Annotated in this window: 20 protein-coding genes and 3 tRNA genes; 9 read left to right on the forward strand and 14 right to left on the reverse strand. The window is 58.1% G+C overall.

The genetic code is table 11. From position 1 onward, the window contains the following. Window position 1: 1 nt before the first annotated feature. The 5 genes from BK670_RS06670 to BK670_RS06690 form a co-directional block, all read right to left on the reverse strand. A complete protein-coding gene (locus BK670_RS06670; protein WP_123449121.1) occupies window positions 2–1024 on the reverse strand; it encodes an ABC transporter permease in 1023 nt (340 codons plus the stop codon). Then, window positions 1024–2085: a microcin C ABC transporter permease YejB gene (locus BK670_RS06675; RefSeq protein WP_123449122.1), complete on the reverse strand. Its 1062-nt coding sequence runs from the start codon at window positions 2083–2085 to the stop codon at window positions 1024–1026. Before BK670_RS06675 ends, BK670_RS06670 begins: the two co-directional genes overlap by 1 nt. After that, a complete protein-coding gene (locus tag BK670_RS06680; RefSeq protein WP_123449123.1) occupies window positions 2085–3950 on the reverse strand; it encodes an extracellular solute-binding protein in 1866 nt (621 codons plus the stop codon). The genes BK670_RS06675 and BK670_RS06680 overlap by 1 nt, the downstream gene beginning before the upstream one ends. A gap of 133 nt (window positions 3951–4083) precedes the next feature. After that, window positions 4084–4365 carry a peptidylprolyl isomerase gene (locus BK670_RS06685; protein ID WP_007912303.1) on the reverse strand — a complete coding sequence of 94 codons (282 nt, stop codon included), beginning with the start codon at window positions 4363–4365 and terminating at the stop codon, window positions 4084–4086. Between the two features lie 96 nt (window positions 4366–4461). Beyond that, window positions 4462–5331, reverse strand: coding sequence for an esterase/lipase family protein (locus BK670_RS06690; RefSeq protein WP_123449124.1), 870 nt, complete (start codon window positions 5329–5331; stop codon window positions 4462–4464). Window positions 5332–5664: 333 nt separating this feature from the next. Here BK670_RS06690 and BK670_RS06695 point away from each other — a divergent pair, with 333 nt between their 5' ends. Further along, a complete protein-coding gene (locus BK670_RS06695) occupies window positions 5665–6744 on the forward strand; it encodes a hypothetical protein (protein ID WP_123449125.1) in 1080 nt (359 codons plus the stop codon). A gap of 49 nt (window positions 6745–6793) precedes the next feature. Here the strand turns inward: BK670_RS06695 and BK670_RS06700 are convergent, their stop codons facing one another. Continuing rightward, window positions 6794–7864, reverse strand: a complete 1071-nt coding sequence (locus tag BK670_RS06700; RefSeq protein ID WP_123449126.1) for a 3-deoxy-7-phosphoheptulonate synthase — start codon at window positions 7862–7864, stop codon at window positions 6794–6796. 615 nt (window positions 7865–8479) lie between these two features. Between BK670_RS06700 and BK670_RS06705 the strand changes: the two genes are divergently transcribed. From BK670_RS06705 to BK670_RS06740, 8 genes are all read left to right on the forward strand, one after another. Next, complete coding sequence (locus BK670_RS06705) at window positions 8480–9241, forward strand: carbon-nitrogen hydrolase family protein (protein ID WP_123449127.1); 762 nt, start codon at window positions 8480–8482, stop codon at window positions 9239–9241. Continuing rightward, window positions 9238–9681 (forward strand): GNAT family N-acetyltransferase, encoded by a 444-nt coding sequence (locus tag BK670_RS06710; RefSeq protein WP_123449128.1) that lies wholly within the window; start codon window positions 9238–9240, stop codon window positions 9679–9681. The genes BK670_RS06705 and BK670_RS06710 overlap by 4 nt, the downstream gene beginning before the upstream one ends. A 127-nt stretch (window positions 9682–9808) precedes the next feature. Beyond that, window positions 9809–10450 (forward strand): response regulator transcription factor GacA, encoded by a 642-nt coding sequence (gacA, locus tag BK670_RS06715; protein ID WP_016984198.1) that lies wholly within the window; start codon window positions 9809–9811, stop codon window positions 10448–10450. Between the two features lie 2 nt (window positions 10451–10452). Continuing rightward, on the forward strand, window positions 10453–12276 hold the full coding sequence (gene uvrC, locus BK670_RS06720) for an excinuclease ABC subunit UvrC (protein ID WP_123449129.1): 1824 nt from the start codon (window positions 10453–10455) through the stop codon (window positions 12274–12276). Between the two features lie 32 nt (window positions 12277–12308). Next, entirely contained in the window at window positions 12309–12869 is a 561-nt protein-coding gene (pgsA, locus tag BK670_RS06725; protein WP_016984200.1) for a CDP-diacylglycerol--glycerol-3-phosphate 3-phosphatidyltransferase, read from the forward strand. Between the two features lie 60 nt (window positions 12870–12929). Continuing rightward, window positions 12930–13005: transfer RNA gene (locus tag BK670_RS06730), tRNA-Gly, on the forward strand. A gap of 45 nt (window positions 13006–13050) precedes the next feature. Further along, a tRNA-Cys gene (locus BK670_RS06735) sits at window positions 13051–13124 on the forward strand. A gap of 196 nt (window positions 13125–13320) precedes the next feature. Then, window positions 13321–13407, forward strand: a tRNA-Leu gene (locus BK670_RS06740). A gap of 608 nt (window positions 13408–14015) precedes the next feature. On the opposite strand, the gene BK670_RS06745 is transcribed toward BK670_RS06740, so the two are convergent. From BK670_RS06745 to modA, 8 genes are all read right to left on the reverse strand, one after another. Then, window positions 14016–14300 carry a hypothetical protein gene (locus BK670_RS06745; RefSeq protein WP_123449130.1) on the reverse strand — a complete coding sequence of 95 codons (285 nt, stop codon included), beginning with the start codon at window positions 14298–14300 and terminating at the stop codon, window positions 14016–14018. Window positions 14301–14556: 256 nt separating this feature from the next. Next, window positions 14557–14787: a hypothetical protein gene (locus BK670_RS06750; RefSeq protein ID WP_123449131.1), complete on the reverse strand. Its 231-nt coding sequence runs from the start codon at window positions 14785–14787 to the stop codon at window positions 14557–14559. Between the two features lie 118 nt (window positions 14788–14905). Beyond that, window positions 14906–15136 (reverse strand): hypothetical protein, encoded by a 231-nt coding sequence (locus BK670_RS06755; RefSeq protein ID WP_123449132.1) that lies wholly within the window; start codon window positions 15134–15136, stop codon window positions 14906–14908. Window positions 15137–15207: 71 nt separating this feature from the next. After that, a complete protein-coding gene (locus tag BK670_RS06760) occupies window positions 15208–16845 on the reverse strand; it encodes an ABC-F family ATP-binding cassette domain-containing protein (protein WP_123449133.1) in 1638 nt (545 codons plus the stop codon). Between the two features lie 144 nt (window positions 16846–16989). Continuing rightward, entirely contained in the window at window positions 16990–18027 is a 1038-nt protein-coding gene (locus BK670_RS06765) for a DNA topoisomerase IB (RefSeq protein WP_123449134.1), read from the reverse strand. Window positions 18028–18099: 72 nt separating this feature from the next. Then, window positions 18100–19179, reverse strand: coding sequence for a molybdenum ABC transporter ATP-binding protein (gene modC / locus BK670_RS06770; protein ID WP_123449135.1), 1080 nt, complete (start codon window positions 19177–19179; stop codon window positions 18100–18102). A 3-nt stretch (window positions 19180–19182) separates the two neighbouring features. Next, window positions 19183–19863 carry a molybdate ABC transporter permease subunit gene (gene modB / locus BK670_RS06775; RefSeq protein ID WP_123449136.1) on the reverse strand — a complete coding sequence of 227 codons (681 nt, stop codon included), beginning with the start codon at window positions 19861–19863 and terminating at the stop codon, window positions 19183–19185. A 1-nt stretch (window position 19864) separates the two neighbouring features. After that, window positions 19865–20632 carry a molybdate ABC transporter substrate-binding protein gene (modA, locus tag BK670_RS06780; protein WP_123449137.1) on the reverse strand — a complete coding sequence of 256 codons (768 nt, stop codon included), beginning with the start codon at window positions 20630–20632 and terminating at the stop codon, window positions 19865–19867. Between the last annotated feature and the right edge of the window lie 89 nt (window positions 20633–20721).

The following is a 20721-nucleotide window of genomic DNA, read 5'->3' on the forward strand; positions in this document are numbered from 1 at the left end:
TTCAAGATCGTGGGTCGAAGGCATCACGTAATGCCTCGCCGATGAACACCAGTAGAGAAAGGATCAGCGCCAACGTGAAAAACGCCGTCAACCCGAGCCACGGTGCTTGCAGATTCTGTTTGCCCTGACCGATCAATTCGCCCAGCGAAGCACTTCCGGCGGGCATGCCGAAGCCGAGGAAATCCAGCGCAGTGAGGGTGGAAATTGCCCCGGTCAGAATGAACGGCAAGTAGCTGAGCGTTGCATTCATGGCGTTCGGCAGGATGTGCCGAAAGATTACCTTGCGATCGCTCAGACCCAGCGCGCGCGCAGCTTTGACGTATTCCAGGTTGCGCCCCCGCAAGAACTCGGCGCGCACCACGTCCACCAGTGCCAGCCAGGAAAACAGCGCCATGATTCCCAGCAGCCACCAGAAGTTCGGCTCGACAAAACCGGAGAGGATGATCAGCAGGTACAGCACGGGTAATCCCGACCACACCTCGAGCAGACGTTGCCCGAGCAGATCGACCCAACCACCGTAGTAGCCTTGCAGGGCACCTGCGGCGATGCCGATCAGGGCGCTGACGAAGGTCAGCATCAGCGCGAACAGGATCGATACCCGCGCGCCGAAAATCACCCGTGCCAGCACATCCCTGGACTGATCGTCGGTGCCCAGCCAGTTGACTGCCGTGGGCGGACTCGGCGCCGGTTTGGTGAGGTCGTAATTGGGCGTGTCGTCGCTGAACGGAATCGGCGGGAACAGCAGCCAGCCGCCGTCCTTGCGGATCAGGTTTTGCACATAATCACTGCGGTAATCCGCCTGGAACGGCAGTTGCCCGCCAAATTCCTGTTCGGTGTAGCGCTTGAATACCGGGAAGTACCACTGGCCCTGAAAGCTGACCACCAAAGGTTTGTCGTTGGCGATCAGCTCGCCGCCCAGGGTGAGCACAAACAGCCCGATAAACAGCCATAGCGACCACCAGCCACGGCGGTTTTTCTTGAAACGCTCGAAACGGCGACGACCTAAAGGCGAGAGCTTGAGCATCAGGCGTTCCTCGCGGCGAAGTCGATGCGCGGATCGACGAGGGTGTAGCACAGGTCGCCGATCAGTTTTATCAGCAGGCCAAACAGGGTGAAGATGAACAGAGAACCAAACACCACCGGGTAATCCCGCGAGACAGCCGCTTCGTAGCTCATGCGACCGAGGCCGTCGAGGGAGAAGATCACTTCGATCAGCAAGGAACCGGCGAAGAACACACTGATGAACGCCTGCGGGATGCCGGACACCACCAGCAGCATCGCGTTGCGGAACACATGGCCGTACAGCACGCGACGTTCGCTCAGGCCTTTGGCGCGCGCGGTCACCACATACTGGCGGGTGATTTCATTGAGAAACGAGTTTTTGGTCAGGATGGTCAGCGTGGCGAAACCACCGATCACCAGCGCAGTCACCGGCAGGACCAAATGCCAGAAGTAATCGGCAATCTTGCCTAGGGTCGACAGCGATTCAAAGTTGTCCGATACCAGACCACGCACCGGAAACCAATTCAGCGACGTGCCGCCGGCAAACACCACGATCAGGAACATTGCAAACAGAAACGCCGGCATCGCGTAGCCGATGATGATTGCCGTACTGCTCCAGATGTCGAAATGACTGCCGTGATGCACGGCTTTGCGGATGCCCAGCGGGATCGACACCAGATAGGTGATCAGTGTCGCCCACAGCCCGAGGGAAATGGTCACCGGCATTTTTTCCAGGATCAGGTCGGTGACCGTGGCGCCACGGAAGAAGCTTTTGCCGAAATCCAGTTGCGCATAGTTCTTCAGCATCAGCCACAGGCGTTCATGGGCCGGTTTATCGAAGCCGTACTGCTTTTCGATGTCCTTGATCAATTGCGGGTCGAGACCGCGACTGGCGCGGGAAGTACCGCCCATGGTTTCGCTGGCACCGCCGCCGACACCGGCGCCGCCGATCCCTTGCAGGTGGGCAATGGCCTGTTCTACCGGGCCACCAGGCGCGGCCTGGATGATGACGAAATTGACCAGCAAAATGATCACCAGTGTCGGGATGATCAGCAGCAGGCGCCGCAGTATGTAACCCCACATCAGTGCGGCCCTCCGGGTCTGCCACGGGAAATTTTTTCCGCGGTCATTTGCTGGTTGGTCAGTGGTGTGCTGCTGATCTCCCACCAGCTCTCGATGGCTTCGTCATTGCTCGCCTGCACCGACGGAATACCAAAACGATTCCACCAGACCGTCGAGGAACCGGGCGGGTAGTAGTTGGGAATCCAGTAGTAGTTCCATTGCAGCACCCGATCGAGCGCGTGGGCGTAGTGCAACATGTCGGGTTGCGTCGAAGCGCGGATCAGACCGTTGATCAAGGTGTCGACCGCCGGGTTTTTCAACACCATATAGTTGTTGGCCCCCGGATCGTTGGCTGCGGCGGACCCGAAATAGTTGAGCAACTCTCCACCGGGGGCCGTGGTGACGGGGTAACCGGTGACGATCATGTCGTAGTCGCGGCTCATCAGGCGATTGACGTATTGCGAGGAGTCGATGCGCCGGATATTGAGTTCGATGCCGATCTGTTTCAGCGTGCGCTTGTAGGGCAGCAGCAAGCGATCCATGCCGTTTTGACTGACGAGGAACGTAAAACTCAGCGGCTCACCCTCGGCATTCACCAGTCGATCGCCATCGGGTTTCCAGCCGGCCTGCTCAAGTAGTTCGAGGGCTTGCAACTGCTTGTCACGGATCAGCCCACTGCCGTCGGTTTTCGGGGCTTCGAAGACTTTGCTGAAAACCTCGTCCGGAACCTGGCCACGCAACGGTTCGAGGATTTTCAGCTCCTGCGCATCGGGCAGTTCGCTTGCTGCCAGTTGCGTGTTGGAGAAGTAGCTCTGCTGGCGGATATACATACCGCGCATCATCTGCCGGTTGCTCCACTCGAAGTCCCAGAGCATCGCCAGTGCCTGGCGTACGCGGCGATCGGCGAACATGGGTTTCTGCAGGTTGAACACAAAACCCTGGGCTGACTGTGGCGCCTCGGTGGCCAAGTGGGCTTTTTGCAGGCGTCCATCGCTCAGCGCGGGACTGTCATAGCCGATCGAGTAGCCAGTGGCCGAAAACTCTCGGTTGTAGTCATAAGCGCCACCGCGCAGCACTTGGCGGGCGACATCGGTATCACCGAAGTATTCGATGCTGAAATGATCGAAATTGTACAAGCCGCGACTGACCGGCAAATCCTTGCCCCACCAGTCGGCGTTGCGTTCAAACGTGATACTGCGCCCCGAATCGACTTTGCCGACGCGATAGGGACCGCTGCCCAATGGCGGCTCGTAACCGCCACCGCCGGCGAAATCGCGGCTCTTCCACCAGTGTTCGGGAAACACCGGAAGAGTCGCGATATCCAGTGGCAGGGTGCGGTTTTCATTGCTTTTGAAGTCGAAGCGTACGGTCAGTGGAGCTTCGACTTCGACGCCTTTGACGTCGGCGAACTGGGTGCGATAACGCAAGCTGCCCTGGGTCATCAATAAATCGTAGGTGTAACGCACGTCTTCGGCAGTGATTGCTTGGCCATCGGCGAAGCGTGCTTTGGGGTTGATGAAGAACCGCAGTGACAGGCCATCGTCCGAGCGCTCCATCTTTTGTGCGACCAGACCGTAGACGGTGTAAGGCTCATCCAGCGAGCGCTGGGCCAGCGGTGAGTAAAGCAAACCATCGATCTGAGTGACGCCGATGCCTTTGTCTATATAAGGAAGGACATGGTCGAAATGGCCGATCTCGATGGCCGAGCGGCGCATCGTCCCGCCCTTGGGCGCTTGCAGGTTGGTGTAGTCGAAGTGGCTGAAACCGGCAGGGTACTTGGCGGGTTCGCCATAAACGGTCAACGCGTGTTGCGGTGCAGCGTTCGCGCCGGCACCCGTCAGCAGGGCGAGGGCGGTGAGCATCAATGTGGGGAAAACCAGTCGCATTGTCAGCCTTGGAACCGGGAAATCGATAAGCGCAAGTTGTACGCGAGAGGCGCGTCAGTCGCCAGCCGTATATGTAACTGAAACACAACGGCCCGCCATAAGGCGGGCCGTTGGTGAGCAATCAGGCGATGGATCAGTCCTGACGGCTGGTGACTTCCAGCAGGTGATAACCGAACTGGGTTTTCACCGGGCCTTGCACGACGTTGATTGGCGCGCTGAAGACGACGGTGTCGAATTCCTTGACCATCTGACCGGGACCGAACGACCCCAGGTCGCCGCCCTGACGGCTGGACGGGCAGGTGGAGTTGGCCTTGGCGACTTCGGCGAAATCAGCGCCGCCTTCGATCTGGGCCTTGAGTTCGTTGCACTTGTCTTCGCTGGAAACCAGGATGTGGCGGGCAGTGGCTTTAGCCATGGGGAAACTCTCCAATCTATTTCAGTAAAGTGTGGAGCCTACCGGATTCAGTGGGCGAATTCTCGGCAAAGTTCCGTTTGCACGGCTGTGGGCCGGTCAAAGATTCGCCGCTCGTAGTCGCGCGGCATGTTCAACGTAAAGATCAATCGGATCGAATTCGCGGATGGCCGTACCGGCACTGCGGCGCAGACTGCTCAGGTGATCCAGCGGATAATCGGAACGGATCACTTGCCCAAGATGGGAGCTGAAACGCCCGACGAAGCCGTCATTCTGTTCTCCTTCGGTCATGAAATATTGTGACAGGGCCTGGCAAGCACCTCGTACCGGGTCGAGGCCCGGCAGGTTGCTTGTCGGCAGAACCCCGCTCCACGAGTAATAGTGCACGCCATTGACCTGGGCGGCGCCGTGCCCGCCCCAGGTGTCGGGCAGGCCTTGGGGGAACTTGTCATTGAAAATGCCGACCCCCTCGGTTGTCAGTCCATTGAGCGCCGCCAGTGCATTTTGCGGAAACGTGATGTTGCCGCTGAGCAGTGAAAGAAAATCGGCAAACAGTGTCGCCACGTTTTGCGCGACGATTTCCGGCAGTCGGCCCGGCACCAGCGCCTTGCGCAGGAAATCAGCCAGCTCCGAACCATGGTTCGGGCCGCTGACCGAAGTCACCGAGGCGATGGTATCTGGCGCAAGCGCCGCAGCGTATCGTGCAGCCAAAGCGCCCTGGCTGTGACCGATGAGATTGACTTTCCTGGCACGTGTGCCACGCAGGACACTGTCGATTTGCTTCAACAGTTGCTCACCCCTGACTTCATTGTCGTGGGTCGCTGAGAGGTGTGGAACAAACACACGGTTGCCGGCCGTTTTCAGGGCGTCTTTAACGTCGTGGAACAGCTCGAAATGGCCGATGCGTTCAAATCCGAACAGGCCGTGAACCAGAAGGATGGGATAACGAGTTGAAGCATTCCGTTGCATGTTCTTACCTTTTCTCAGAAGTTCGTCGGGAAATCTGTGGGCCACTCTAAAACACACAACTCGTTTAAGAAGTAAGAGAGGGCTTCGATTTGCCGTTGAATCTGGACTATCGGCTGTACGAATTTTCGGATACTTGCGAAGTCCGAATCGGAAGATCTAGCGGTCTGGCGGCTGGTTGAAGTTGATCTAGCGTCGATTGCCTACCGGGCTCGTAGCTTTTACCTCGTGGATGCGGCGTATTGGGCTGATATCAAAAGCATGAACAATCGCTTTGAATGTGGGTTGTCGACGTCGTCAATGAAGGCTGCGTTAGTCCAAGGCATGGAGCCAAGAATGAACACGCATGAAATCGAGTTTCGCTACCGGATGCGCCCCACCGTCAGCCCTCTTGCCGCCAAAGTGTTGTTGCCAGCAGCGACGCTCGAATCACTGGAAGGGCGGGTGCTTGATCCTTCCCTGGGCAAAGTCGTCGCTCGTATTAACCCTTATCCAGGCATGGCGTCTGGTGATCAGTTGCTTTTGCACTGGGAGGGGCTCGATATAGAGGGCTTCGCCTATCAGCACGAAATGGTGCGCTATGTCAGTGAGGCCCAGGTTGGCAAAGACATCATTTTCGTGATCAAGGGGCTGCATATCGCCGCACTGGATGGCGGTTCACTTGAGGTCTACTGGACACTTTTCAGCGCCGGCCTGACCGAGCCAGCATCGTCTGCGCGGGTGCAATTGTCTGTGGGCGATACACCGCCACACTTGCTGGCTCCACATGTCGTGGACGCAGTCGGCGGGACACTGGATCCTGCGCGGGTAACGGAAGGTGCACTCATCACACTCCAGCCTTATGCCCGCATGGCCCCAGGTGACCAGATTTCGATGATGTGGTCTGGCAGCACTTCACCACTATCATTCAGTGATCGATTGAAGGTCGAAGCCTTCGCTGTCGCCGATACCCTGTCATTCTGGATCCCGTGTGAGTACATCGCAGCGCAACTTGGAGGCGAGGTAACGGTCCGCTATCGAGTCGAGCGAGAGGGAGGCGCGGTACTCGAATCCGATCCCGCGAGAATTCTCATCGCCGCTGTCAGTCATGGTCAACTGGACGCGCCGGATGTGCTTGAAGCTGAAGATGGCGTGTTATTGGCCCAGGATTACATTGATGGCGTCACCGTTGTGATCAGCAATGCCCGGACGCAGGAAGGCGAACTGGTGTATCTCAAGTGTGACGGCGAGTTGTTCAATCACCGCGATGACCGTGAAATCACGCGGGAAACCGCCGGCAAACCGCTGATTTTTATCGTGCCACATCGCTTCTGGCGCGAGCATCACGGGTCGATTGTGCGCGTTGCCTACACGGTTGAGCGCTTGGACGATATCAGTCAGGAGTCTGCGGTGACGCATGTGCGACTGGAGGCCTAGCTGAAGCGGGCCACCCTCCGGTTTTTACCGGAGGGTGGCGCCGTCAGTTTCAGTGGCGGGCGCCAAGGCGCTCAGCTGCATCAAGCAGCAACTGCTGCGTTGCATCAAAGCCTAGACAGCCATCGGTGATCGATACACCGTAACGCAGCGACGCACTCAGTGGCTGACAGCCTTCGAACAGGTGAGACTCCAGCATCATGCCGATCAGAGAGCGATCGCCCCGCAAACGTTGCTCAAGTACATCTTTGAAAACGCCAGGCTGACGCAGCGGATCCTTACCGCTATTAGCGTGGCTGCAATCGACCATGATCCGGTTCGGGACCTTCAGCCGATTCAGGTCGGCGTGAATGCTGGCGATGCTCTCGCGATCATGATTGGGACCTTGATGGCCGCCACGCAATACCAGATGAGTATCAGGGTTGCCGGGTGTCTGAATGATGGCCGGATGACCCTGGCTGTCCACTCCGAAATGCCGATGAGGATGGGCTGCCGAACGCATGGCATCTACAGCAACGGCTGCACCGCCGTCGGTTCCGTTCTTGAAGCCTACGGGCATGCTTAAGCCACTGGCCATTTCGCGATGGATCTGGGATTCGGTGGTGCGTGCGCCGATGGCAACCCAACTAAGCAAGTCGTCGAGGTAGCCAGCCGCCAGGGGTTGCAACAGCTCAGTCGCCACCGGCAGACCGAGGCGGATCATTTCCAGCATCAACACGCGAGACAGTGTCAGGCCAGCGGCCATGTCATCACTGCCATCCAGGTGCGGATCGTAGGCGAGGCCTTTCCAGCCAACGGTGGTGCGCGGCTTCTCGACGTAGGCTCGCATCACCAGGAGCATTTCGTCGCTGACCTGTTCAGCCAGTCGTGACAGCTTGCCGGCATATTCAAGCGCAGACTGGGGGTCGTGGATAGAGCAGGGTCCGACAATTACCAGCAGACGCTGATCATCACCGTTGAGGATCGCGCGAACCGCTTGGCGATGGGCGGCAACTTGCTGGCTCGAGGCATTGTTCAAAGGCAACTGCTGTTTGAGTTGCAAGGCGCTGGGCAGACGCAGGGTCAGCGCTTCGTTGGCGCAACCGAGGGTGGGCAATGGCAAAGCAGAAACGGACGAGTTCATATTCGGTCTTCCTGGGCTGGCGGCGGGTGCTTCCCGCTCGCTCGGCCCTACTGGGGTGTTCGACAGTTGGCCGTGCTGGCCATGAGGGTGTGCTTGCCACCTGTAGGTGACCGATCGGAGGCGGCAGGCTGTCCCGAGCGGAGGCTGGTAAATCGCCAGGCGCTGAAGCTGTCGTGACGGTAATAAGTGGCGTAGTTCATTTCGTGACTCCTCAAAGTGTCTGGTGTGTTGCTGAAAATTTTGGGGCTAAAAAAACAAAACCCCCGGTCGGGAGGCCGACCGGGGGTTGAGAATTCTCTGGTAGGCGACCCGTTGTTATGGGCGCCGTTTGGGTATCAGGCGCGCCAGTGGCTAAACCAATACCCAAAATAAAAGCTGACCGGAGCGCAAACATCATTCACCCGGGCAGCCGCTACCGAGCGCGGGGCGCTGGCGGTAAGAAGCTGTGAGAGGGCGTTGAACATGGTCTGTCTCCGATGAATGGGCCGAGCTTACTAGAGGCCGCTACGCCTCAGCAATCAGAAAATGCTATCGCGCAATCAACAAAAAGACTATTGCTTGCGTTGCGCAAGAGTGGTGACACTCTGCGCTTCACTTGATGACCAAGGATGATCCGTGTCGACACTGACCATTGCTGCTGCCCAGAGTCTCTCCATTGCCGGTGATCTTTGCGGAAATATCGTCCGACATGGTCGCTTCATCGAGAAGGCCGCGGAGCAGGGCGTCGAATTGCTGGTTTTTCCCGAGTTGTCGCTGACTGGCTACGAAGGAGAGGTGGCGGCAGCGTTGGCGATCGAACCGCACGATGCAGTCTTGCAACCGTTAAGGGATTTGGCCCGAGAGCTCGGCGTGACTGCGGTTGTCGGCATGCCGATCTGGCTGGAGGACCGGGCCTCGGTGTTGATCGGCGCCCTTGTCCTGGGCGCTGATGGTTCGCTCGGCGTGTACAGCAAGCAGCATTTGCACTCGGGTGAGGACCTTGTGTTTACACCCGGCCTCGGCGGACCGACCCTGACCATCGGCGGCGAAGTGGTTGCGTTGGCGGTGTGCGCCGATTTCTCACATGCCAGCCATGCCGCAGCGGCCGCAGGTCGGGGCGCGGGCTTATATGCGGCCGGTGTACTGATCAGCGAGAAAGGTTACCCGGCCGACACGTCGGTCCTTCAGAGTTATGCCCGGCAACACTCGATGGCTGTGCTGATGGCCAATCACGGTGGGCAGACCGGCGGTTGGCAATCCGCCGGGCGCAGTGGCATCTGGTCTGAAGACGGCTCGCTGATTGTTGCCGCTGCGGGGGCGGGCGATCTTTTGGTTGTCGCCCAGCGTAACGATGGTGCATGGCAGGGGCGAGTGGTTCCTGTTGCGCACATCCAATGACATTCCAGTTATGTCTTGCGGTTCCAGAAGATCTGGCCTTCGCCCGCGATCTCACCTGTCAGAACATGCTGCGCTATTACATTCACCACCAACTGTTGTGGCAGGACGAGGCGTTTGATGTGGCGTGGTCAGGTCGGCAGAACTGGCTGATCGAGCATGATGGGGCGCGGGTGGGTTTTCTCAGTCTCAGCCGGGATATGCGTGCGCTGTACATTCGTGAACTGCAGATTGCTGAATCATTTCAGGGGCGGGGCGCAGGTTCCTGGGCGATTGATCAGGTTATCGACTTGGCCCGTAAGGAAAGACGCCCGGCTTTGCGCCTGACCGTATTCGAAAATAATCCGGCGAGAAACTTGTATGAAAGAAAAGGACTACAGGTTCGGGGCGCGGACGAGTGTTTTCTGCGGATGCAGCTTGATATCAGTACACATGTGCTCTGAAACCCGCAGCCGGCAAGCCCTCGATGATGAATTGAAACTTTTTAAATGACGCTTTCCGCTAGGTCTGCGGGGTACTTTTTGCTAAGGTGTCCGGCATTCCAATATGACCATATCGCGAGGTGTCTGCTTGATTAGGGTGCTAGTGGTCGATGACCACGATCTCGTTCGTACAGGCATTACACGTATGCTGGCCGATATCGATGGCTTGCAGGTGGTTGGCCAGGCCGAATCCGGGGAAGAGTCCCTGATCAAGGCCCGTGAGTTGAAGCCCGATGTGGTGCTGATGGACGTCAAGATGCCCGGCATCGGCGGCCTGGAAGCCACGCGTAAACTCTTGCGCAGTCATCCGGACATTAAGGTGGTCGCGGTTACGGTGTGTGAAGAGGATCCTTTCCCGACACGCTTGTTGCAGGCAGGAGCGGCGGGTTATCTGACCAAGGGCGCGGGGTTGCCGGAAATGGTTCAGGCGATTCGCCTGGTATTTGCTGGCCAGCGCTATATCAGTCCGCAGATTGCCCAGCAGTTGGCGATCAAGTCGTTTCAACCTTCCAATGACTCTCCCTTCGATGCCTTGTCCGAACGCGAAATTCAGATCGCCTTGATGATTGTCGGCTGTCAGAAGGTGCAGATCATTTCCGACAAGTTGTGCCTGTCGCCAAAAACCGTGAACACCTATCGCTACCGTATTTTCGAGAAGCTTTCGATCAGCAGCGACGTCGAGTTGACACTGTTGGCGGTGCGTCACGGCATGGTTGATGCCAGCCTCTGACCATGACTGAAACATTCGATTCCGGCGCTTTTCTGTCGACAGTCAGCGGGCGCCCCGGCGTCTATCGCATGTTCGACAGCGATGCGCGCCTGTTGTACGTGGGCAAGGCCAAGAACCTGAAAAAACGTCTGGCCAGCTACTTTCGCAAAACCGGTCTGGCGCCTAAAACCGCAGCATTGGTGGGTCGCATCGCACAAGTCGAAACGACCATCACGGCCAACGAAACCGAAGCGCTGCTGCTTGAGCAAACGCTGATCAAAGAATGGCGGCCGCCGTACAACATCCTGTTGCGCGACGACAAATCCTATCCTTACGTGTTTCTGTCCGACGGCCAATTTCCGCGCCTGAGCATTCATCGCGGGGCCAAAAAGGCCAAGGGCAAGTACTTCGGCCCCTATCCGAGTGCCGGCGCCATACGCGAAAGCCTGAGTCTGCTGCAAAAGACCTTCTTCGTGCGCCAGTGCGAAGACAGCTATTACAAGAACCGTACCCGTCCATGTCTGCAATATCAGATCAAGCGCTGCAAGGCACCTTGCGTTGGTCTGGTGGAGCCTGAGGTGTATGCCGAAGACGTGCGTCACTCGGTGATGTTCCTTGAGGGCCGTAGTCATGCGCTGACCAATGAGCTGTCAACGGCGATGGAGGAGGCGGCGATCAACCTGGAGTTCGAGCGAGCTGCTGAGCTGCGTGATCAGATCGCACTGCTGCGGCGGGTCCAGGATCAGCAGAGCATGGAAGGCGGCACGGGGGATATCGATGTCATCGCGGCCTTCGTCAATCCAGGTGGCGCCTGCGTGCACTTGATCAGCGTCCGTGGCGGACGGGTGTTGGGCAGCAAGAATTTCTTTCCGCAAGTCGGGATCGAAGAGGATGTGTCGGAAGTCATGGCCGCGTTTTTGGGGCAATACTTCATAAGCAGTCCCGAGCGCGATTTACCGAGCGAGCTGATCGTCAACGTGGTGCACGAGGATTTCCCGACGCTGATCGAAGCGATCCATGAGTTGCGCGGCCGCGAGCTGGCCATCAGTCATCGGGTGCGCGGTACGCGTGCGCGCTGGCAGCAGTTGGCAGTGACTAACGCGGAACAGGCGTTGGGTGCGCGTCTGGCCAACCGTCAACACACCGCAGCGCGGTTCGAAGCCTTGGCCGAAGTATTGAATCTGGATGAGCCGCCGCAGCGACTGGAATGCTATGACATCAGTCATTCCAGCGGTGAGGCGACGGTCGCGTCTTGCGTGGTGTTCGGCCCGGAAGGCGCGATCAAGTCGGACTATCGGCGCTATAACATCGAAGGCGTCACAGCGGGTGACGACTATGCCGCTATGCATCAGGCACTGACGCGACGCTTCAGCAAACTCAAGGACGGCGAGGGCAAGTTGCCGGACATATTGTTGGTTGACGGCGGTAAGGGTCAGCTTTCGATGGCTCGTGAAGTGCTCAACGAATTGGCGGTGCCGGATCTGATCTTGTTGGGTGTCGCCAAAGGCGCAACACGCAAGGCTGGCTTCGAAACGTTGTATCTGAATGATGCAGCGCACGAGTTTACGTTGCGCGGTGACTCGCCGGCGTTGCACCTTATTCAACAAATTCGCGATGAGGCCCACCGTTTTGCAATTACCGGACACCGCGCACGTCGTGGCAAAACCCGTCGGACGTCAACCCTGGAAGGCGTTGCCGGGGTCGGGCCGACCCGACGTCGCGACTTGTTGAAACATTTTGGTGGATTGCAGGAGCTGTCTCGTGCAAGCATCGAAGAGATCGCCAAAGCCCCGGGGATCAGTAAAAAGCTCGCAGAGTCGATTTATGCGAACCTGCATAGCGAGTAGAATGCCCCTTCACCTCGTAGCCAGTTGTGCCGATGAATATCCCTAATCTGATTACCGTTCTACGCGTCCTGCTCATTCCGATCTTCATTTTGCTGTTTTATCTGCCCTATCAGTGGAGTTACATGGCTTCCGCCTCGGTGTTCGCCTTTGCGGCAGCGACGGATTGGCTGGATGGTTATCTGGCTCGCCGTCTGGAGCAAAGCACTCCGTTTGGTGCGTTTCTCGATCCAGTCGCCGACAAACTCATGGTTGCAGTGGCACTGGTGCTGCTGGTTCAGGAGCACGGCAATCTCTGGCTCACTCTGCCAGCGGCGGTCATCATCGGTCGCGAGATTGTGGTATCGGCATTGCGAGAATGGATGGCCGAGCTCGGTGCTCGTGCCCATGTCGCCGTTTCGAATCTCGGCAAATGGAAAACCGCGGCGCAGATGCTCGCGCTGGTGATTCTTCTGGCCAATCCGAAGGACTTCAGTTTCTGGGTTGTTCTCGGTTATGCCTTGCTGATGGTCTCTGCCGGCCTGACGTTGTGGTCAATGGTGCAATACCTTCGCGCCGCCTGGCCGCACCTGAAGACTGATGTTGAAAAGAAATAAAACTTTTTTGAATCAAGGGGTTGACGAAGCTTCTTAATTCTATAGAATGCGCATCACCAAGCGGGAATAGCTCAGTTGGTAGAGCACGACCTTGCCAAGGTCGGGGTCGCGAGTTCGAGTCTCGTTTCCCGCTCCAAGTTGTACGTGTTTGTTGTTGTGCTACTGACAGCAGATACTTTGAGGCCGAGTAGCAAAATGGTTATGCAGTGGATTGCAAATCCACCTACGCCGGTTCGATTCCGACCTCGGCCTCCACTATAAACAAGCTCCGTAGATCCATGATTTACGGAGCTTTTTTATTTGCGAAGTACCGCAAGATTTAGTCTTGAAAAACGGTCATTGCAAACTTGCTTCACCGGGAAGTGATGTATATATTTCCCGCACTGTTGTTCAAGGTTGGATCCTGTCAGGATTGCGACTGTGCAGCAGAAGACAGCAGCACCGCGCTACCGCCCGAATGGCGAAACTGGTAGACGCATGGGACTTAAAATCCCCCGCTCGTAAGGGCGTGCCGGTTCGATTCCGGCTTCGGGCACCATCTTAAATCAAGGGTTTGCGGGCGAAAGCTAATGCAAGCCCTTGTTTGTTTCTGGGTTGCAATCCAGGTCATAAGCGCGCCGAAGTTGGTGCAATCCCATTCCTTGGGGCTTACAGGCAAAGGAATGCGGAGTTCCTTGGCTGTTATCGGCAGTTTGCAGGCGTTACGAATAAGAAGCCCGGACGTATCCGGGCTCGTCGGGGAAAAATTCAGCGCGAATCCACTTCTTTCGAAGAGCGAGAGGAAGATCTTTCACTCCGTCTCCGAAGCCAGCTGAAGAACGCGTGCACCGGGTGTAGGAAGGCGGCAAGCACGCCTATGAGCATGATGATGAAGATGGCAAAAAGCGGGATGCTTTCGTGCGAGAACATGGTGGGTTACTCCTGTAGTCACTATGTCGGAACCCGCAGCCTAGACGCATCGAGCCATGTTTTCGATGAACGTATGTTCATCCTTCGGTGCCTCATTTGTGCTACAGCGAGGCTCACCAGATTGGCGGGATTGAGTCCACGTGGATGTTCGGACAATGCCGCGCTGCACCATGAACATCAAAGGCCTGCATGAGTTTCTCATGCAGGCCTTTTTTGTGCCTTGCCAATACGCAATTGCTAGACGAAGGCTTGCCCGCTGAAGCCGCGAGGCAAGCGCTGAAGGCCGGCCATTGAGGTCAGGCGCTCGATCCATTCCGCGCGCCAGTTTGTTGCGCCGTGGGAGGTTTTGGCCTGACGGGCCATGCGGCGGGTCGCGTTGCGCTGATCTTTTCGTGCCTGTTTGTAGGCATCGGTATTGCGGCAACTGCGGCATTTTACGCGATTGAGTTCGCGGCTTGCCGACAGTTGTTTGCCTTTATGGCCGCAAGCCAGATGGCCGTCGACGTTGAAATGGATAACCATGACTGTCTCCTTTGCGACATGTATAAGTTATGACAACTCACGGACTGCAACCGTTCGCCGTTTCGGCGCAGGCAAAAAAACACCCGCATGCGGGCGGGTGAGAGCGTTACTTTGCAAAGGAGTGATTTCACTGTACTCGCGCAGATGTAGTCGTCATGTGAAAACTGGAAAAATAAACATAACGAGCAGACACAAGCGCGGTGACCCATGTGTCACCGCTAATGAGCAAACTCCTGAAACCCTGACAGGGTAGAGGTTATCTGAACCGAGGCAGCGGCCGATCAATAGGCTTTAGCGCCGTCAGCGTATTGCGAATCAGCGGAGCATCTTTCTCGATGTCGTTCAGCCGATCACGAATGCGCAGGGCGGTCGGGTGCCCGCCTTGATGATCGACCCAGTCGGCGATCTCTTTGCAGGCGGCCGCAAGGCGCGCTTGCCGAGCGTCAAGCAGGGTGAGGAGGGTGGTGATGGACTCTTTTTCGGACATGGAACACCTCCGTTCTATGAAACCTGAGCTGCAGCAAAAAGCCCGCGTGTTGCGAGCCTTCTGCCGTGGGGTGCTGCTCCTTCAGCTGGTTTCAGTATAGACCCGCTTATGATCGGCATCAGCCGGACGATTCGCGGGCCGGTAGTGGGGAACTGACTGCGTTGAGGCGCGTGCATTCACGCCGTGCTTCGCCCTCCATGTCGTAGCCATCGCCAATGAAACCGCCTGTACGTGTGTCGCAGATGCGAAACCAACTAGTGGCTTCGGCGGGATCATGCTGGCTGTCTTCGGCGCGTCGACCGTGAATAATGATCTTGTTGCAACGCTTCACGACGAAAATGTCTTCCATGGCGTCACCGCAGCTGATTCGTGTCAGATCAACTATAGAAGGCTCCGGCGATCGTGCAAAAAATAGACAGCTCAGCTCGTCGGTTGCCAGCGCCAGCCATCGGGATGCCAGATCAAATAATGGCTTGGGTTTAACGCCCGTAGAAACGCTTGATCGTGGGAAACCGCGACAATCGCCCCGGGAAACGTCTGCAAGGCGTGTTCGAAAGCTTGCACCGACGCCAGGTCCAGATGATTGGTCGGCTCATCCAGCAGCAGTAATTGCGCGGGTGTCTGGCGCCACAACGCCAGGGCAAGGGCTGCTTTCAAGCGTTCGCCGCCACTGAGTGAGGCGCAGGGCCGGGTGACACGCTGCGCGTCCAGTTGCAGATGTGCGAGGAGACTGCGCAACTCTCCTTCGCTCAAAGGCGTCTGCTGTGCCAGTAACTGATCGACAATCGATGTGTGCTCATCCAGCAGCTTCAGCTGTTGGTCGAGGAAGGCAAAAGGTACGTGCGTGGTGCACTCACCACTCACCGGTGCCCATTCACCCGCCAGCAATTTCAACAGCGTCGATTTGCCACAACCGTTGCGACCGCTGACAGCGATGCGCATCGGCCCTTGAATGGCCAGGTCAACGCGGGTGGTGGGCGTATCTGCCGGTAACCATGGCAAGCACGCGTCGATCAGCGTGCACACCCGCCGATTGCTCGGCACCACGCTCCCCGGCAGACTGATCAGCACGCCGTCGTCGGGCAGGACGTTTTCGTAAGCCTCGCGAACACGCTGATCCAGATCGGCCTTGCGTGCCAGGTGGCCGACTTTTACCTGCCCCATGATGTCCCGCGCGGCGGCTTTCAACGCCGCCCGCTCGAAGCCCGAAACGTTGGCACTTTGTGCGTGGCGACGGCTGCCGGCGGCATGGCGCTGGATCGTGTCGTGCTCGCGTTGCAGCCGCGTACGTTCGCGCTGACGTTCGATACGGGCCTGATCGAGTTGTGCCTGCGCCGCCTGTTGATGCATCCGGCGTTGCTCGGTGAAATCCGAAAACCTTCCGCTGAAAACTGTCACTCCCAAAGCCGTAAGTTCGACAATTCGCGGCATCTGCTCCAGCAGTTGGCGGTCGTGACTGACGACGATCAGGCCGCCACGCCAGCGCTCAAGCAAACGCATCAGCCATTGCCGACCGGCGCTGTCGAGGTGATTGGTCGGCTCGTCGAGCACCAGCAATGGCGCCTGGCTCAGCAGGGCGCCGATCAAGGCAATTCTGGCTTGCTGGCCACCGCTGAGGTGCTCCGTCAGATCCGAAGCGGTGATGTCGGCCAACCCGGCATCATTGAGCATCTGGTGCAAACGCTCCGCAAGATCCCAGCGTTCGTCGATCAGGTCGAAGTCGTCGGCAGTCGCACGGCCGTGTCTTAGCCGCTCCAGTGCGCTGAGCACCGAGGCTGTCCCCGTTGCGTCGGCTACGGTTTGCCCGGGTGTGGCGATGAACGTTTGTGCGACGTAATGCACGCAAACCGAACGTGCCACGCTGCCGGTGCTGGGTTGCAATTGCCCGGCAATCAAACGTGCAAGCACGCTTTTGCCAGCACCGTTGCGCCCGACGATCGCGGTCGGTTGATCATCGAAGGTCAGGTTCAGGTCTTTGAACAGTGTTGCGCCATTGGCGAACTGAAAGCCCAGTTGATTCAGGGAAACGAGTGCGGGTGTACGCGAGACGTGAGTCATCGGCACCTCCAAAAAATGTCGTGAAAACTGACAAACGCCGAAAACGGCGTGTCGCGAGTACATTTTTAGAAGGCTGGATTGTTCACTTCTGCGGTCGTCCGAAGGAGGGGAAGGTCGCTAGCCTAGATGACGCTCCCCTGCGGATCAAGATGCGTCGGTCATCTCGCTCATTCGCTCGAGAAACATCGCCAGCGCCACTTCCTCCGCGCGCAGGCCTTTGCGCACACGCGGGCGGGGCAGTTCAGCGAGGGCGCCGAGCATGAATTTCTCGACCACGGCGGGGTGGATATAGCACTTGCGGCACACCGCCGGGGTGTTGCCCAACTGCTTGGCGACGCCTTTGACCATATCCACCACATGCCGCTTGGCCTCGGTCTCGGACTCCCATTGCAACTCGCGCAACACCGCCAGCGCCAAGGCACTGCCCGCCCAAGTGCGGTAGTCCTTTGCGGTGAAATCGGCGCCGGTCAGGGTTTGCAGGTAGGCATTGACGTCGGAAGAACTGACGGTGTGTCGCTCACCGTTTTCATCCAGATACTGAAACAGGTTCTGTCCGGGAATCTCCAGGCAACGCTTGATGATGCGCGCCAGACGCCGATCCTTGACGGTGATCTGGTGTTCGATGCCGCTTTTGCCGCGAAACTGGAACAGGATCGCGCTGCCGTTGACTTCGACATGTCGGCTGCGCAGGGTGGTCAGGCCGTAGGAGCGGTTGTCGCGGGCGTATTGCGTGTTGCCGACCCGGATCAGTGTGGCGTCGAGCAGAGTGATCACCGTGGCCATGACCTTGTCACGGCTGAAACCGGGTGCGGCTAACAACGCTTCCAGTTGTTTGCGCAGTTTCGGCAACGCCAGACCGAACTCACGCAATCGCGAATACTTGTCGGCATCGCGCACTTCGCGCCAGCGCGCGTGATAACGATATTGCTTGCGGCCACGGGCATCACGGCCGGTGGCTTGCAGATGACCGCGCGGGTCGGGGCAGATCCACACATCGGTATAGGCGGGTGGTACGGCAAGGGCATTGATGCGTTTGATTTCATCCGGATCGTTGATGCGCTGGCCTGACGGTTCGAAATAGCTGAACTTGCCGCGCAGCTTTTTGCGGGTGATACCGGGCTGGGTGTCGTCGACGTAATGCAGGTCGGATGGCAGGTCGGCAGTCAGCACGGTGTCGGGCATGGCAGTTTCCTTTGATGGCGCGGCGGTCTGTAAAACGATTGACCGCACGCCGTTGCCGTGGTGCCGAATGATTTAGGCGAGGACCGCAACCGCTTTGATCTGCGCCCATAAATGCTGGCCCGGATGCACAGCTAACTGATCCCGGGAGTAGCGTGTGATGCGCGCGAGCAGCGGGGTGCCACCAGCATCCAGGCGAATCAGCACGTGGGCGGCGTTGTCGGCCGATTGCTCGCTGACCACGGTCACCGGCAGTCGATTGAGGATGCTGCTGAACTCGCTGTTCTGCAGGCTCAGGCTGATATCCCGCGCGTGCACTTTGCAGCGCAGGGACTGACCCAGCGCCATCGGCGCGTGCGTCACCCGGATGTTCATCTCGGTGGCCGGCAATTGCAGACTCAGCAGTTGATATTGCGCATCGTAGGCGCTGACCTGGCCCTCAATGATCACCCCGGCGTCGTCGCCCATCGCCATCGGCAGGTCGAGACGTGCGAGGGTTTCGCCAATCGGACCGCTGGCCAGCGCTTTGCCTTCGCTGAGCAAGACCAGGTGATCGGCCAATCGCGCCACTTCATCCTGCGCATGGCTGACGTACAACACCGGAATGTCCAGTTCGTCGTGCAGGCGTTGCAGGTAGGGCAGGATTTCACTTTTGCGCTGGCTGTCGAGAGCGGCCAATGGCTCATCCATCAGCAGCAGTTTCGGGCTGGTCAGCAGCGCGCGGGCGATGCCGACGCGCTGGCGTTCGCCGCCTGATAAATGCTGCGGATGACGCTCGAGCAAATGGCCGATGCCCAAGAGTTCCGTGGCCTGCGCCATGTCGACCCGACGCTGAGACTTGGCAATGCGCTTGAGGCCGAATTGCAGATTGGCCAGCACCGACAGGTGTGGAAACAGGCTGGCCTCCTGAAACACGTAGCCGAGCGCGCGTTTGTGCGGCGGGACGAAAATGCCGTTGTCGCTGTCCTGCCAGACTTCATCGTTGATCTGGATAAAGCCCTGTTCGGCGCGCTCAAGCCCGGCGATACAGCGCAGGCAGGTGGTTTTACCCGAGCCGGAGTGGCCATAAAGCGCAGTCACGCCACGGCCGGGCAAGTTCAGGTCGACATCGAGGCTGAAGCCCGTATAGACCCGTTTCAAACGCACATCAATCATCGATCAGCTCCAGCCTGCGCGGGTCTTGCGGCTGGAGTACAACGCCAGCAACACCAGAAACGAAAACACCAGCATCGCCCCGGCCAGCCAATGAGCCTGGGCGTATTCCATCGCTTCGACGTGGTCGTAGATTTGCACGGAAACCACGCGGGTCTTGTCGGGAATGTTGCCGCCGATCATCAGCACCACGCCGAATTCGCCGACGGTATGTGCGAAGCCGAGGATCGCTGCGGTGATAAAACCGGGACGCGCCAACGGCACAATCACGCTGAAAAATGTGTTCCACGGATTGGCGCGCAAGGTCGCGGCCACTTCCAGAGGGCGGGTGCCGATCGCCGAGAACGCGTTTTGCAACGGTTGCACCACGAACGGCATGGAATAGATCACCGAGCCAATCACCAGCCCGGTGAAGCTGAACGTCAAAGTGCCCAGGCCGAGCCATTGGGTGAACTGGCCGAGAAAGCCGTGCGGCCCCATCATCAGCAACAGATAAAAGCCAATGACGGTGGGTGGTAAAACAAGGGGCAGGGCGACGATCGCCCCGATCGGGCCGCGCAACCAAGAATCGGTGCGCGACAGCCACAGGGCGATCGGAGTGCCGACCACCAGCAGTATCGCGGTAGTCAGGGACGCCAGTTTCAGGGTCAGCCAGATCGCCGCGAAATCGGCACTCGTCAGCGACATTTTAGAGCTGGTAACCGTAGGACTTGATCACCGCAGCGGCTTTCGGGCCCTTGAGGTATTCAACCAAGGCTTTGGCGGCGGCGTTGTCTTTGCCTTTGTTCAGAATCACTGCGTCCTGTTTGATCGGGTCGTGCAGGCTGGCCGGGACGATCCAGGCCGAACCGCTGCTGACTTTGCCTTCCTTGTAGATCTGCGACAGGGCAACAAAGCCAATCTCTGCGTTGCCGGTCGAGACGAACTGGTATGCCTGGGTGATGTTCTGGCCTTCAACAATCTTGGCTTTGGTGGCGTCGGTCAGTTTGAGTTTTTCCAGTACTTGCGTGGCGGCCAGACCATAGGGCGCGGCTTTCGGGTTGGCGATGGACAGGTGCTGGTATTCGTTCTTTTTCAGAACCTCGCCTTGTGCATCGACATAACCTTCTTTCGCCGACCACAACGCCAGCGTGCCGATGGCGTAGGTGAAGCGCGAACCTTTGACGGTGTCGCCTTCTTTTTCGAGTTTTTCCGGGGTGGTGTCGTCAGCGGAGAGGAACACTTCGAACGGCGCGCCGTTCTTGATCTGGGTGTAGAACTGGCCAGTGGCGCCATAGGCTGCGACCAGTTTATGCCCGGTGTCCTTTTCGAAATCCGCCGCGATCGCCTGGATCGGCGCGGTGAAATTGGCTGCTACAGCCACCTGCACTTCATCAGCCTGAACTGCGCCGATGGCGAAGACGGCGAGCAGAGAGGCCAGGCAGGTTGGGGCAAAACGTGAGGCACGAATGGTCATGTAACAGCTCCGTTATTGGCGAGTGCAGGGCAGCTATTGTTGGAGGTGGACTGCGCCGATGCGAGGGTGGATTCGCTATATAGCGAAAT

This window comes from Pseudomonas fluorescens (assembly GCF_003732425.1).
GTDB classification, from domain to species: domain Bacteria; phylum Pseudomonadota; class Gammaproteobacteria; order Pseudomonadales; family Pseudomonadaceae; genus Aquipseudomonas; species Aquipseudomonas fluorescens_BE.